This is a genomic window from Patiriisocius sp. (assembly GCF_051252435.1).
In the GTDB taxonomy this organism is placed as follows: domain Bacteria; phylum Bacteroidota; class Bacteroidia; order Flavobacteriales; family Flavobacteriaceae; genus Patiriisocius.
The window spans coordinates 204,023-218,833 of sequence record NZ_JBPOFW010000002.1 but is presented as its reverse complement, the minus strand read 5'-3'; the positions used below and the strand labels follow the sequence as shown (position 1 = coordinate 218,833).

The following is a 14,811-nucleotide window of genomic DNA, read 5'->3' as shown; positions in this document are numbered from 1 at the left end:
AAATAAATGATAAAATCTTATATCTTTGACTTAAACCCAGACCTATGAAATACTCTTGTAAATTGCTAATACTACTTGTCTTTTTTTTAGGGCAAGCAGCAGTCGCACAATACACCGAAACCATTAATAACAATAGACCTGGCGGTTCTCAAGGAGCTTTTGCAGTGGGGACAAAAGTGCTGCAACTTGAAGGAGGTTTTGGTTTAGGGAAAGAGGAACACAGATTATTACAAACTGAAACAAGTGCTTTTGCGATTGATTATGCAGTGCGATATGGATTGTTCAAAGAGGAATTAGAAGTTATTTTTAACGGAGAATTTCAATCAAATAATATTACAGACACTAGAACGAGTACTGCTGGCGATGTGGTTTATAGCAATTTCCGCTCCAATACTTTAGGAGCTAAATATCTAGTGTACGATCCTTACCGAAAGCGTGATTTAGAAGGACCCAATTTATACAGTTGGAAAGCGAATAATAAATTTCAATGGAGGGATTTGGTTCCAGCGATATCTGGATATGTGGGAGCTAATTTTGATTTTATTGATAACCCGGAGGGAAAGTTCACGAATAATTATACAGTTGTTCAAGAAGGTTTGAGTATTAGCCCAAAGGTTGCGGTAATTACCCAAAACAATTTTAAAAGCGGGTTTGTTTTAGTGACAAACATAATTGCCAATAGAGTAACCACAGAAAATCCCGAATATGGATATATTGTTACGTTGACCAACACGATTACTGATTGGTTTTCAATCTTTGTAGAAAATCAAGGATTTAAAAGTGATGCGTATGCTGACCAATTATTGAGAGGTGGTGCCGCTGCTTTGATTACTAAAGATTGGCAAGTAGATGCCTCCTTGTTATATAGTTTAAAAGACACTCCTACCCGACTTTACGGACGCATTGGTGTTTCATATCGTTTTGACATGCACGATGAGGATGAATTTATCGAGGAAAAAGGTAAAGCGGGAAGAGAAAAAAGAAGAGCAGAAAAAAATAAGAACAAAAAAGAAAAGGACGAAAAGAAAGAAAAGAACAAATCAAAGAACAGAAAAGATGGTTTTGAGGAAGAAGATGGCGACGGAGATGGTGGTCAAAATTAATAAACAAGGTTAGGAAACTGGACGATTGAAATATGATTACAGTACAAGAGGTAAATACAAAGCAAGAGCTTAAGAAGTTTGTTAAATTTCCATTTAAGCTATATAATGATAGTCCTTATTGGGTTGCATCTTTGACCAATGATGAGATGGAAACCCTAGATAAAACAAAAAATCCCGTATTCAAAAATGCCACGGCAAATTACTACTTAGCCTATAAAGACGGTAAGATTGCAGGACGTATTGCCGTTATAATCAATAGGCTTGAGATTGAGGAAATAGGAAAAAAGAAAGTGCGTTTTGGTTGGCTTGATATGATTGATGATATTGAGGTGACAAATGCACTACTCGAAAAGGTATACGAAGCAGGAAGAAAGCATAACCTAGAATATGCTGAAGGTCCTGTGGGTTTCAGTAATATGGAAAAAGCCGGTATTTTGACCAAAGGTTTTGAGGAATTAAACACCATGATTACTTGGTATCACTTTCCTTATTATGCAGAGCATCTAGCAAAATTGGGCTTTGAAAAGCAAGCCACTTGGGTGGAATATAGACTTTCTATTCCACCTACTATCAAGGAAAAAGTAGCCAAATTTTCTAGTATCGTAAAACAGCGCTATGAACTTGAAGTCATTGAATTTAAAAATAAAAAAGAAATTTTACCGTATGTCAATACAATGTTTGAATTGTTAAATAAAACATACAATTCTTTACAAACATTTGTTCCTATTCAGCAATACCAGATTGATTATTATAAAGAGAAATATTTCGGATTTATTCAACCGGATTATATTACTTGTATCAAAGATAAAAAAGGTACGCTTATCGCATTTTCGATTGTGATGCCTTCTTTCAGTAAAGCATTAAAGAAAGCGAATGGTTCTTTGTTTCCTTTTGGATGGTATCATTTATGGCAAGCGCAACGAAAGAATGATAGAGCTGCATTCTATTTAATAGGGATTGACCCAGAATATCAAGGAAAGGGCGTTACTGCAATAATTTTTGAAGAGATGCAATATTTATTCAATTCAAAAGGGATTGATAAAGTGGAAACTAACCCAGAGCTTATTGAGAACACAGCCGTACAATTGTTGTGGAAAGATTATGAACCCGTGCAACATAAAGAGCGCAGTACATTTAGGAAAGAATTGTAAAACAAAAAAATAACAAACTAAAAAAACGACCGTCTTTTCAGAGGGTCGTTTTTAGTAATAACTATTATTATTAGATTACTCTCCAAAAGCAGCTGCAACTGAAGCCGACAACCTTTTATAGGTACCATTTTCTAGTCTCTCTCTAATTGCTGAAAATGCCTCTAGTGTTTCTTCTACGTCTGTTAATGTATGTGTTGCAGTTGGTATCAATCTCAATAAAATTAATCCTTTTGGGATTACTGGATACACAACGATAGAACAAAATACGCCGTGGTTTTCTCTTAAGTCTTTGACTAACGCCATTGCTTCTGGTACGGTACCTTTCAAATAAACAGGTGTTACACAACTCTGTGTTGTTCCTATATCAAAACCTCTTGCTTTTAAACCACCCTGCAATGCGTTTACGTTTTCCCAAAGCTTTTCTTTAAGCTCTGGCATAGTACGCAACATATCTAGACGCTTTAAAGCACCTACGACTAATTGCATTTGCAATGACTTCGCAAACATTTGTGAGCGCAAGTTATACTTCAAGTAGTCCATTATCTCTTGATCGGCTGCAATAAATGCTCCTGTACTTGCCAATGATTTTGCAAACGTTGCAAAATAAACATCAATTTCATCCTGCACTCCTTGCTCCTCACCTGCCCCAGCACCTGTTTTACCAAGTGTTCCAAAACCATGTGCATCATCTACAAATAATCTGAAATTATATTTTTTCTTTAAAGCAACGATCTCCTTCAACTTTCCTTGCTCACCGCGCATTCCAAAAACACCTTCAGAAATCAAAAGAATTCCTCCGCCAGTTTTCTCTGCCATTTTTGTAGCACGCTTTAAGTTCTTTTCGATACTCTCCATATCGTTGTGCTTGTATGTAAAACGCTGTCCCATGTGTAAACGAACACCGTCAATAATACACGCGTGTGCATCAACATCATAAACAATAACGTCGTCTTTAGAAACAAGAGCATCCACAGTAGACACCATTCCTTGATACCCAAAATTTAACAAGTAAGCTGCTTCTTTCTTCACAAATGCTGCTAACTCATCTTGTAATTGTTCGTGCAAATCTGTGTGACCGCTCATCATTCTAGCACCCATTGGGTATGCCGAACCGTACTGGGCACCTGCTTCTGCATCTACTTTACGCACTTCTGGGTGATTTGCCAATCCCAAGTAATCATTGATACTCCAAGTAATAACTTCTTTTCCTTGAAATTTCATTCTATTAGAAATGGGACCTTCCAACTTAGGGAACACAAAATATCCTTCTGCTACCTCAGCCCACTTACCTAAGGGACCTTTATCTTTGTAAATCTTATCAAATAAATCTTTCATCAATAGTCACACGTTTTAGTGAGTCGCAAAATTAATCAAATAAAGTTTCAAAACATAAGATTTGAAGTATTTGGCTAAAATTTGACACTCAAAATTATTATAAACAAAAATTTCCGAAGCAATCATACTTCGGAAATTTTAAATACGGAACACATCCGTTTATTTTATATAGTTTACAGCAACACTTGTTTCTGAATTTTCATCAATAAAACCTTGCTGTTCCATCCACTCATCACTATAAATTTTACTCATATAGCGTGAACCGTGGTCTGGAAATAATATTACTACATTGCTGTTTTCATCAAAAGTACCATCTTCGGCAAGTTGCTTAACTCCTTGCATGGCAGCACCGCTTGTATATCCAACAAATAAACCTTCGGTCTTGGCAATTTCTCTTGCAGTTAATGCGCTACTTTCATCCGTCACTTTAGTGAATGAATCGATAACATCAAAATCTGTAGCTGATGGGATTAGATTTTTACCTAAACCTTCAATTCGGTAAGGATAAATTTCATTTTTATCAAACTCTCTTGTTTCGTGGTATTTCTGTAAAACACTTCCGTAGGCATCAATTCCTAAAATTTGAATATTCGGATTCTGTTCTTTTAAAAAACGACCTATACCTGAAATAGTTCCTCCAGTTCCGCTACACGCAACTAAATGTGTTATTTGTCCGCCAGTTTGATTCCAAATTTCGGGACCCGTAGTATGATAATGCGCGTCAATGTTGAGCTCATTAAAATATTGATTGATATACACTGATCCTGCGGTCTCTTCATGAATTCGCTTTGCAACCTCATAATACGAGCGCTTATCATCAGCTGGCACGTGTGCAGGACAGACATGAACTTCAGCACCCATGGTGCGAAGCATATCAATTTTATCTTTTGAAGATTTTGAACTTACTGCAAGAATGCATTTATATCCTTTAACGATACTTACCATTGCAATACTAAAACCCGTGTTACCACTTGTTGTTTCAACGATGGTGTCGCCCGGGCTTAATATGCCTTTTTTCTCAGCTTGTTCTAGTATGTAAAGTGCTATTCTATCTTTTGAAGAATGCCCTGGGTTAAATGCTTCTACTTTTGCATAGAAATTACCCTTTAACGATTCAGTAATCCTGTTTAGTTTAATTAACGGGGTATTCCCAATTAACTCCAGAATATTGCTATTCGCTTTAATTATTTCTTTCATAGAGGAAATTTGATTAAAAATAATGCGAACTGCATTCCCATTTTAATACTGTGCAAAGATACAAAATAATCTTTCTATTTTGTAATACCCTCTAGATCAAAGACGAATGCAAACTGTTTTGCAACCTCTTTGAGCGCTTCAAACCTTCCAGAAGCGCCACCATGCCCAGCTTCCATGTTTGTGTCTAAATAAAGTACATTATCATCTGTTTTCAATTCTCTCAATCGCGCTACCCATTTAGCCGGTTCAAAATATTGTACTTGACTATCATGAAGTCCTGTAGTCACTAACATATTTGGATATTCGTGAGCTTTTACGTTATCGTAAGGTGAATACGATTTCATATATTCATAATATTCCTTTTCATTGGGATTTCCCCACTCATCATATTCTCCCGTTGTCAATGGAATTGAATCATCCAGCATTGTAGTAACTACATCCACAAAAGGGACAGATGCAACAACACCGTTGTAAAGTTCAGGTGCCATATTTACCACAGCTCCCATCAACAAACCACCAGCTGATCCTCCAGCCGCATATAAATGATTTTTGGAAGTGTATTTTTCTTGGATAAGAAATTTTGAAACGTCTATAAAGTCTGTGAATGTATTTTTCTTTTTCAGTAACTTTCCATCTTCATACCATTGTCTTCCTAAATACTGCCCTCCTCTAATATGAGCGATTGCGTAAATAAATCCTCTATCCAACAAACTCAATCGTGTTGTTGAAAAATAAGGATCAATAGTTGCTCCGTAAGAACCGTAGGCATATTGATATAATGGATTTGTGCCATCCATTTTCATTCCTTTTTTGTAAACTATCGATACTGGAATTTTAGTCCCATCTGCCGCAGTTGCCCAAACTCTCTTAGACTCATAATTGTCTTTGTCAAATTTTCCACCAAGAACCTCAGTTTCTTTAAGGACCGTTTTCTCCTTTGTCTCCATGTTAAAATCAATGGTCGAAGAAGGTGTAGTCAAAGAAGTATATCCATAACGCAGTATTTTTGAATCAAATTCTGGATTTGCACCGGTACCAGTTGTATAAGTTTCATTATCAAATGGCAAGTAGTAATCTGATTTTCCATCCCATCTTTTAATATTGATTTGGTTGAGTCCATTGGTTCTTTCGCTAACTACTAAATAGTCTTTGAAAATTTCGATATCCTCTAAAAGTGTTTCCTTTCTATGCGGGATTTCGTCCACCCAGTTTTCTTTTGAAGTTTTATCTTCAGAAGTTTTCATGAGTTTGAAATTTGTAGCTCCATCTTTATTTGTGACAATGTACCAATCATTTCCGAAGTGAGAAATATCATATTCCAACCCTCTTTCTCTTTTCTGAAATATTTTAAAATCGCCATTTGGAGTGTCTGCATTCAAAACCCTAAATTCTGAAGAAAGCGTACTATAACTACCTATGACAATATATTTTTTTGATTTCGTGTTATAAACATAGGTGCCAAAAGTATCATCTTCCTCTGTATAGACTTTCACATCTTGGTCCGACGAAGTACCTAAAGTATGCCTGTATATTTCGTTTGACCTTAGTGTTACCTCATCCTTTTTAGTGTAAAACAATGTTTTATTATCATTTGCCCACGTGGCACCGCCGGTAGTTAGTGGTATATTTTCCTTTAAGATTTCCCCCGACTCTAAATTTTTAATATAAATGGTGTACTTACGACGACTCACCGTGTCAACCCCAAAGGAAACAAGTTTGTTATCCGGGCTTACATTAATCCCGTTTAAGTTGTAATATGAATGACCCTCTGCCATAGTATTTACATCAAACAGTATTTCTTCTTCGGCATCCAAGGTTTCTTTTTTACGAGTGTAAATAGGATAATCCTTTCCGGTCTCATAGCGAGTGATATAAAAATAACCATTCAATTTATAAGGGACTGACTCATCATCCTCTTTGATTCGGCCTTTCATTTCTTCAAATAAATCTTTTTGAAAATCCTTTGTATGGGCTGTCATTTTTGCATAATAATCATTCTCACGCTCTAAATAATCAATCACCTCAGCATTTTCTCTTTCATTGAGCCAATAGTATCCATCTTCACGCACATCGCCGTGCATTTCTAAATTCTTTGCAATTTTATCAACTTTAGGAGGAGTAATATCCATAGATTTTTTTGGGTTTTCTTTGTTGTTACAAGAGATTGCAAAAATAGCAGAAGCAATCACTACAATAGCCGAATATTTCATAAAGATTTAGTTGAAGTTTAGGGCGGTAAAGTACTAAATTTGCACATAACTAAAAATTAAATCTATGTTTGGAGACTTAATGGGAATGATGGGAAAACTAAAAGAAACCCAAGAAAAAGTAGCAGCGACAAAAGAGCGATTAAACTCTGTGCTCATTGACGAGCAGAGTAACGATGGCTTATTAAAAATAACGCTAACTGCTAATAGAGAAATCAAAAATATTGAGGTTGATTCAAAGCTATTGGAAGACAAAGAACAATTAGAGGATTATCTGATTCTTACTTTGAATAAGGCAATTGAAAAAGCCACAAATGTTAACGAAACTGAATTAGCAGCAGTAGCAAAAGATGGGATGCCTAATATTCCTGGAATGGATGGTCTCTTTAAATAGTAGCGTAATTTACTTCTGAAATTTTAAAACACAAAACCCCGAAATTTTAAATTTCAGGGTTTTGTGTTTCGTGCTATACTTAAATTAATGATTGATATATTTATCTATAAAGTTGAAATGATGCGAGGTATCGTGATAGGTATTAAAAGAACTGTATCCAGATAAATCCCCTACTTCACTACCATATTTATTAAGCATGACTAATTTAGGGAACGTCTTGCTTTTGTTATATTTGGTAATCATCTCTCTATTATAGGCCATTTGTTCTGCAGAAAGCAGGTCCTTTCTTCTTGGGTAATCTATCATTACTAAAATTAATTTGTCGGCTTTTTCTTCAAACTCAGTGGTTTCAAAAAAGTCTTCTTTTAAAGCAATACAAGGTGAGCACCAATCACTCCCATTAAAATATATCAATATAGGTTTGTTATTTTCTTTTGAAAGTTCAATGGCTTCATCAATATTGGTCATCCAGCTAAGATTGGATGTTTGCTCTTCAACAACCTCAGTATCTTCAACGTCATCTTCAAAATAGACTTCTTGAGAAAACCCCAATGCTGTAAAACCAATTAAAAGAATAGATAGTAACGTTTTCATAGTATAAATTTTAGTGTCTTTTTACACAATGTATGCCAAAGATGCGCAAAAAAAAAGAATTCCCAAATTAATGGGAATTCTCTTCAAACGAATCATTGACTTAAATTCGCTTATATGAATTTCAAAAACCTTAGTTATTGATCAATCTAAACTCAGTACGACGGTTTGCAGCGTGCTCACGCTCAGTACAAGAAACCCCGTCTTTACATCTGTTAGTAAGTCTACGCTCACCAAAACCATTTGCTACCAATAAGCTTCCATTAACTCCTTTTGTCTGAAGATAAGCAGCAACTGCCTGAGCTCTTCTTTCAGAAAGATCTTGGTTAGATGTTGATCCACCTCTTGAATCTGTATGAGAAGCAATCTCTAACTTCACACCTGGATTTTGAGCCAATACTGGCATCAAACGAGTGTCGATTAGGTTTTTAGCTTGAGGTGTTAATGTAGCAGAACCTAAGTTCCAATTAATAGGAAGTGCTTGGTACTCAACCAGAGCACATTCAACTTCTTTCCATGTAGTAAGACCTCCTTTTGTTTGTAGCACTTCTTTAGTTACTGTTCTAGTTTCAGCAGGTACAGTTACTTCTTCTACTCTTGCATCAGAAACCAACTTAGTTACTTTTAAAGTTTTCATTTGGTTAGGAATATCAATCGCTCTAGTAGTAGGGGGTGTTGACATAACTCTTTTAGTAAACGTTTTGGATACTGCAGGAATTTCTTCAGCACGAGTTGTTTCGTTTGTATAGACAGTTTTCTTGTATGTTGAAGAAGAACCAGCGATTTCAACACGCTCGGTAGTAGGAGGAGTTACCATAACTCTTTTTGTCATTGTTTTTCTTACTTCAGGAACATCAATTATTCTAGTAGTAGGAGGTGTTACCATCACTGTAGTTTGCACTGTTGTAGTTTCACCAGGAATGTCGATAACTCTTGTTGAAGCTGGTCTAACAAGTACTGTTCTTGTATAAGTACCTTGTCCACATGGTTCACCACCATTGTTAGCGTCTATACAATCTGGAGTCTTAACAAAAGACGCGTCGTTTGACAAACGTTGTACCGGTACAGTTGTATATTCCGCAGGAATACCTTTGTAACACCAGTAGCGACAATCGTTAGGATCACTTGAAGCACAATCAGCAGCAGGAGTATCGCTCATTTCCCAACGAGCAGTAGCAGGTTTAATCTCTACTGTTTCGTAGTCTGTAGTAAAAGATGCAGGTGTCGTACTAATTGAAGAACCATATTCTCTTTTGTTGTAAGTAGCAGTTTCAGTACCAAATTCAGCTGGAACCACTTCCATTCTCTGAGAAGGTTCTTTCACTGTAATCGTTACATCTCTAGTTTCGTACACAGCAGGTACAGTTTCAATCTTTTGGTAGGCTGGTTGCGTAACCACTTCAAAAGTTTGATTTTCGTAAACAGCAGGTACAACTCTCAAGCTGTAACTTGGTTCTTCGGTTACAACAGTTTCAGTCGTAGTATTTCTTTCAGAAGGAATAGTGATTAAACGTTGGGCAGCCTCTTTAGTAACTATGCTAAAAGACTCGGTTGTATATTCCGCAGGAATTACTTCTAAGTTTTGAGCTGCTACTTTAGACTCAACTGTCACAGTTTCCGTAGTATACTGAGCAGGTACAACGCTTAATTTTTTATACTCTGGTGATGTTTGAACGGTCACCGTTTGGTTTACCCAAACGTCAGGAGTTACGCAACGTACGTAACACTTTCCTGGTTCCGGATTTGTTGGAAGATCTTGCGCGAAAGTTGCTTGAGCAACTAAAAAAGCAAAACCTAATAAAATAATTTTTTTCATGTTAGATGGTTTAAGGATTTATAAATTATGTAGTAAAATTACATTTATATGAAACACAGCATTCTAAAGATAGCCAAAATTAGAATTTGGCTATAGCGTTTTCGACAACTAACACTAAAAGGCGTTTAAATGCTTAAGCAACTCTATAATTTATTTATAATTCCCCAATAAATCAAGAAGATGTGTATGCATTTCACTCGTATAATCATGATGAGTAACAATGCGTAATTTTCCATGACCCATGTTGCTTATTCTGCAATTATTCTTTTCTAAATATGAAATAAAACTGGCTTCGGAAATTTCATCACCCAAATAAAATATAACAATATTCGTTTCAGTTGGTTCAACATTTTTAATATACGAAAGTGACGATAATGCCTCTGAAATCTCCCGTGCTTTTTTATGATCATCGTTGATTCTTTCAACTTGATGATCCAAAGCATAGATACCAGCGGCAGCCATATAACCAACTTGTCGCATACCTCCTCCCAATATCTTTCTAATACGTATTGCATTTTTCATTAAACTAGATTTCCCAGTGAGTACAGTCCCCATGGGAGTGCCCAATCCTTTACTAAAGCAAAGTGAAATGGTGTCAAAAACATTTCCAAAATCCTTTGGATTCTGTCCTGTAGCAACGAGTGCATTCATCAAACGAGCACCATCAAGATGTAACCCTAAATTATTTGCATCACAAACATCTTTGATTTTTATAATTTCAGCAAAATCATAACATGCTCCTCCTCCTTTATTGGTAGTATTCTCCAAGCAAACAAGCGACGTTAGCGGACTGTGGTAAAAATCTGGCGGATTTATATGTTCTGCTACTTGAGCCGCGGTAATCATACCTCTTGTACCATCAATGAGTTTACAAGAAACGCCACTGTTAAACGAAACGCCTCCACCTTCATAGTTATACACATGCGCCCATTTATCACAAATTAATTGCTCGCCCGGTTGGGTGTGGAGCTTAATAGCAGCTTGATTTGCCATACTTCCAGTAGGAAAAAATAACGACTCATCCGTCCCAAAAAACTCAGCTACACGTTGCTCCAACTCGTTGACCGATGGATCTTCTTTATAAACATCATCACCCACTTTTGCATTCATTATTGCCTCCATCATTCCAGGTGTTGGTCTTGTAACTGTATCACTTCTTAAATCTATTATCATATTTATTTCCCATAAAAATGGGAATCTCATTATATTAATATTCTATTTTATTATTTTGAAATTTTAAACAACCGAAAATTTCTAAGCTCAAAATTAATAATCCGTAACACCACAATCAAAACTCCCAATGGGGCTCCCATCTGGAATCTTTGGCGCAGCCATTACTTTAAACTTCTCTGGAAACTTTTTGAAATTATCAACTTCTGAAAGTAAAAATACCTCAAAAGCGTTATTGCCTTTGCTCATTCGGTTTGAAATTTTCTGTATTCCTTCCATCGCAATTGCCTTTGTTTGGGGAATACTTTGTTTACTCACCGAAACATTCATCAAATGCTGTAATACATTAAATTGTACCGTTCTATAAATTTCTTGTTCATAATTGCTACCCTTCACATTTCCGAAAGATGCATCAACTAATTTCTCAACTACTTCAGCAAAACCTAGCGCATCTATATCCATCGCTTTCTGCTGTATGAGGCGATTTGCGCGTTGCGGGTTCAACAATAACTTCAAGGTCATTTCGCTAGCTGTGGATGCTGCGCCAATAGCATCAAAAGCAACGCCGTTGTTGCTTTTAAAAGATTCTCTATTTCTAGAGTAGCCATAAGCGCGCGGTGGAAATAAAGCTAAAGTATTCTCAGGTATTGATAGCGTTGAAGGTGAAATCGTTTTTAAAACAGCTTGCAATGCTTTCAATTGTTCTGCTTTTGAGAGTACTTTTTGAACGAGTTGCCCATCACCCTTTACTGCATAATTGTAATCCATTCCTCCTATTAACTTTACAGCTGCTTCGGTTTGAAAGCGGTGGTAAAAATATAACGGAACAAATACATCTTCCAAAACCGAATACGGTTCACCATCCCTAATATTATCTATAGAAAAATTCTCCATTGCAACCGCGCGCAGTCGCAACATATCTTCAAGCTCAAGGGCAGCGTTTTTTCCATTGTCCCAAAGGTGTGCGGTTGCATGTGCTCCATTTTGGGCTCGGGCATCACTGTCGGTGATGTATCTCATTCCGTTGTCGCTTGCTTTCTTCAATATCGCATTTAATCGTTGTTTTTCATTTCCGAAGTCATTATTACCATCTGCATCGCTATAACTATATGCAACCGTCACTTTATCCCAATCGCCAATGCCGATGGCGTAAGCATTTCTGAAATCAACTTCACCATTTGCAAGACTCAATGTGGGATGTGGATAATCCATCACACTCGACCTTTTTGTGGCACTCGCTGCAAAATTGTGCGCAAATCCTAAGGTGTGGCCCACTTCGTGCGCAGATAACTGTCTAATACGCGCCAAAGCCATATCCAGCATAGGCTGATAATTATCATCGCGCTCTGCAAAAGGTTTGTTCATCAATGCCTGCGCAATCATAAAATCCTGTCGAATACGCAGACTCCCCAAACTTACGTGGCCTTTGATGATTTCGCCCGTGCGTGGGTCGATAACGCTACCGCCATAACTCCATCCGCGGGTACTTCGATGCACCCATTGAATTACATTGTAACGCACATCCATAGGGTCGGCATCGTCCGGTAACAGCTTTACTTGGAATGCATCTTTGTAGCCAATCGTCTCAAAAGCTTCGTTCCACCAACGTGCACCGTCTATTAGCGCAGACCTTACTGGCTCTGGTGTTCCTGGGTCTAAATAATAGATAATGGGTTCAACGGCTTCTGAAATTTCAAGGGTGGGATTCTTTTTAGTCAACCGATGTCTTGTAATAAATTGTTTTTTAATGGGTTCCCAAATGGGCGTGCTGTAATCCAAATAATCAATTGCAAAACTACCGCTACGAGGGTCAAACTCGCGAGGTTTGTAATTTGAATCTGGCAACTCAACAAAACTATGATGCTGAATCACTGAAATTGCTTTGCCATCTGGCGCAACACTAGCCACGTTTTTACCTGTGGGTTCTCCCTTAAATGTGAGGAGCGATTCAAATTCTACATTTTTTGGGAATGCTTTTGTGCGTTCCATCCACACACTACTTCGCGTGGCATCAATTTTATACGTTCCTTCCTTTTGCTTTTTTAATTTGCTTGCAATATCGTGGGCGTCTTCCATTAAAAATGGCGTGAGATCAATAATGTAATTCTCTCCTTTTGTTTCTTTTATACTGAAACCAAACAACACCGATTTTGCAAACGCTTCGTTTATGGATTTTCTTTCGAGTTCATTTTCAGTCTCTGCCCGAAATTTTAAGTTAGGTTGTATTAAGAGTAACTTGTTTCCGCTTTTTACGAATTTAACCAAAGCTTGGTCGCCCAACTGTCCTCTGTCGAGACCAATGTCGTTGCTACCCAATCCTGTTCGTAATGAATGTACGTAGAGGAATTCTTTGTCGATAAAAGATTTCGGAATCTCGAGATAGATTTCTCCTTCTTTTTCAGAATAATGAAAATTAAAATAGCCGTTAAAAGTTTGCAATTCTTTTTTTGATTCAAGAAATTGGGCTTGTGTGGCTACATTTCCGAAGAGAAAAAATGAGCAGAGAATAATTAAAATTTGTTTCATTGTACGTATGGAATTGTATAATTTATAAAACTACTGAATTTTTTGTAGTCGAGACACTTAGGATTGGTTTGAATGAGGTAGTTACTTTTCGACATATTTTAAGTTGGCACAATTTAATATTAGCCCTACTTTTACTGAAAATTTAAAGCTTTGATTACAAACGACCAACTCCAAGACCTTCGCAACCGCCTGGACGCGTTAAGGCAATATCTTTGACATTGATGGCAAAGAAATAGAAATACAGAACGACGAGGAGAAAACTTTTGACCCCAATTTTTGGAACAATGCACAAGAAGCCGAGGCTTTTATGAAAGTGCTTCGAAACAAGAAAAAATGGGTTTCAGATTATGAAGATGCTGTCACTCTTTATGAAGATGCCGAAGTAATTTACGAATTTTTCAAAGAAGGCGAAGGGACTGCCGAAAATGTAGAGAAACGCTACCACGAAGCTTCAGATGCCATTGAAGCTATTGAGTTTAAAAATATGCTGAGCGAAGAAGGCGACTCTATGAGTGCCGTACTACAAATAACAGCCGGCGCCGGAGGTACTGAAAGTTGTGATTGGGCAGCCATGCTCATGCGCATGTACTTGATGTGGGCAGAGAAAAATGGGTATAAAGTAAAGGAACTCAATTATCAATCTGGGGATGTTGCTGGGATTAAAACCGTGACTTTGGAGATTGATGGGGAGTTTAGCTTTGGATGGTTAAAAGGAGAAAATGGTGTGCACCGTCTTGTACGTATTTCGCCTTTTGATAGTAATGCTAAGAGACATACTAGTTTTGCTAGTGTTTATGTGTATCCGTTGGCTGATGATACTATAGAAATCGACATCAACCCTGCCGATATTTCTTGGGATTTTGCACGTAGCTCTGGTGCCGGTGGGCAAAATGTAAACAAGGTGGAAACAAAAGCTATCTTGACTCACAAGCCCAGCGGAATTATCATTCATAACAGCGAAACTCGTTCTCAATTAGAAAATAGACAAAAGGCTATGCAAATGCTCAAGTCGCAACTCTACGAAATCGAACTCCGTAAACAACAAGCGCAACGTGCCGAAATTGAAGGAAACAAAATGGCGATTGAATGGGGCTCGCAAATTCGTAATTACATACTCCAACCTTACAAATTGGTCAAAGACGTTCGTACCAATCACGAAAGCACCAATCCAGATGCCATACTTGATGGCTACATTGATGAGTTTTTAAAGGCCTATTTAATGATGATGGGGCAAAAGAATGATGGAGCGAATGAGATGGTTTAAGTTATTGTGTATTATAGTATTTTATGAAATTTCAAAATCATTATACTTGATAATCAA

At 37.1% G+C, this 14,811-nt stretch carries 10 protein-coding genes and 1 pseudogene; 4 read left to right on the top strand and 7 right to left on the bottom strand.

All coding sequences use genetic code 11. The features are described from left to right. Positions 1 to 44 precede the first annotated feature (44 nt). Positions 45 to 1,103 carry a transporter gene (locus ACSHW7_RS06070; RefSeq protein WP_435678439.1) on the top strand — a complete coding sequence of 353 codons (1,059 nt, stop codon included), beginning with the start codon at positions 45 to 47 and terminating at the stop codon, positions 1,101 to 1,103. 32 nt (positions 1,104 to 1,135) lie between these two features. Continuing rightward, positions 1,136 to 2,254 (top strand): GTP cyclohydrolase, encoded by a 1,119-nt coding sequence (locus tag ACSHW7_RS06065; protein ID WP_435678438.1) that lies wholly within the window; start codon positions 1,136 to 1,138, stop codon positions 2,252 to 2,254. Between the two features lie 75 nt (positions 2,255 to 2,329). On the opposite strand, the gene ACSHW7_RS06060 is transcribed toward ACSHW7_RS06065, so the two are convergent. The 3 genes from ACSHW7_RS06060 to ACSHW7_RS06050 all read right to left on the bottom strand — a co-directional run bounded on the left by ACSHW7_RS06060 (position 2,330) and on the right by ACSHW7_RS06050 (position 6,996). Continuing rightward, positions 2,330 to 3,589: an aminotransferase class I/II-fold pyridoxal phosphate-dependent enzyme gene (locus ACSHW7_RS06060; RefSeq protein WP_435678437.1), complete on the bottom strand. Its 1,260-nt coding sequence runs from the start codon at positions 3,587 to 3,589 to the stop codon at positions 2,330 to 2,332. 159 nt (positions 3,590 to 3,748) lie between these two features. Beyond that, entirely contained in the window at positions 3,749 to 4,786 is a 1,038-nt protein-coding gene (locus ACSHW7_RS06055) for a PLP-dependent cysteine synthase family protein (protein WP_435678436.1), read from the bottom strand. A 74-nt stretch (positions 4,787 to 4,860) separates the two neighbouring features. Next, positions 4,861 to 6,996: a S9 family peptidase gene (locus ACSHW7_RS06050; RefSeq protein ID WP_435678435.1), complete on the bottom strand. Its 2,136-nt coding sequence runs from the start codon at positions 6,994 to 6,996 to the stop codon at positions 4,861 to 4,863. Positions 6,997 to 7,060: 64 nt separating this feature from the next. On the opposite strand from ACSHW7_RS06050, the gene ACSHW7_RS06045 reads away from it, so the two are divergent. Then, the gene (locus ACSHW7_RS06045) at positions 7,061 to 7,387 is read left to right on the top strand and encodes a YbaB/EbfC family nucleoid-associated protein (protein WP_435678434.1); all 327 of its coding nucleotides are present in this window, start codon (positions 7,061 to 7,063) and stop codon (positions 7,385 to 7,387) included. Positions 7,388 to 7,471: 84 nt separating this feature from the next. Here the strand turns inward: ACSHW7_RS06045 and ACSHW7_RS06040 are convergent, their stop codons facing one another. The 4 genes and pseudogenes from ACSHW7_RS06040 to ACSHW7_RS06025 all read right to left on the bottom strand — a co-directional run bounded on the left by ACSHW7_RS06040 (position 7,472) and on the right by ACSHW7_RS06025 (position 13,490). Further along, the gene (locus ACSHW7_RS06040) at positions 7,472 to 7,981 is read right to left on the bottom strand and encodes a thioredoxin family protein (protein ID WP_435678433.1); all 510 of its coding nucleotides are present in this window, start codon (positions 7,979 to 7,981) and stop codon (positions 7,472 to 7,474) included. A 130-nt stretch (positions 7,982 to 8,111) separates the two neighbouring features. Then, a pseudogene (locus tag ACSHW7_RS06035) lies at positions 8,112 to 8,696 on the bottom strand (OmpA family protein); the annotation flags it as partial. Positions 8,697 to 9,944: 1,248 nt separating this feature from the next. Then, positions 9,945 to 10,967, bottom strand: a complete 1,023-nt coding sequence (locus ACSHW7_RS06030) for a threonine aldolase family protein (protein ID WP_435678432.1) — start codon at positions 10,965 to 10,967, stop codon at positions 9,945 to 9,947. 93 nt (positions 10,968 to 11,060) lie between these two features. After that, a complete protein-coding gene (locus tag ACSHW7_RS06025; protein WP_435678431.1) occupies positions 11,061 to 13,490 on the bottom strand; it encodes a zinc-dependent metalloprotease in 2,430 nt (809 codons plus the stop codon). A gap of 150 nt (positions 13,491 to 13,640) precedes the next feature. Between ACSHW7_RS06025 and prfB the strand changes: the two genes are divergently transcribed. Further along, positions 13,641 to 14,754 (top strand): peptide chain release factor 2 gene (prfB, locus tag ACSHW7_RS06020; RefSeq protein WP_435678430.1). Its coding sequence is split into 2 segments (ribosomal slippage): positions 13,641 to 13,703 and positions 13,705 to 14,754, totalling 1,113 coding nucleotides; the frame shifts between segments, so codons are not numbered across the junction. Positions 14,755 to 14,811 lie beyond the last annotated feature (57 nt).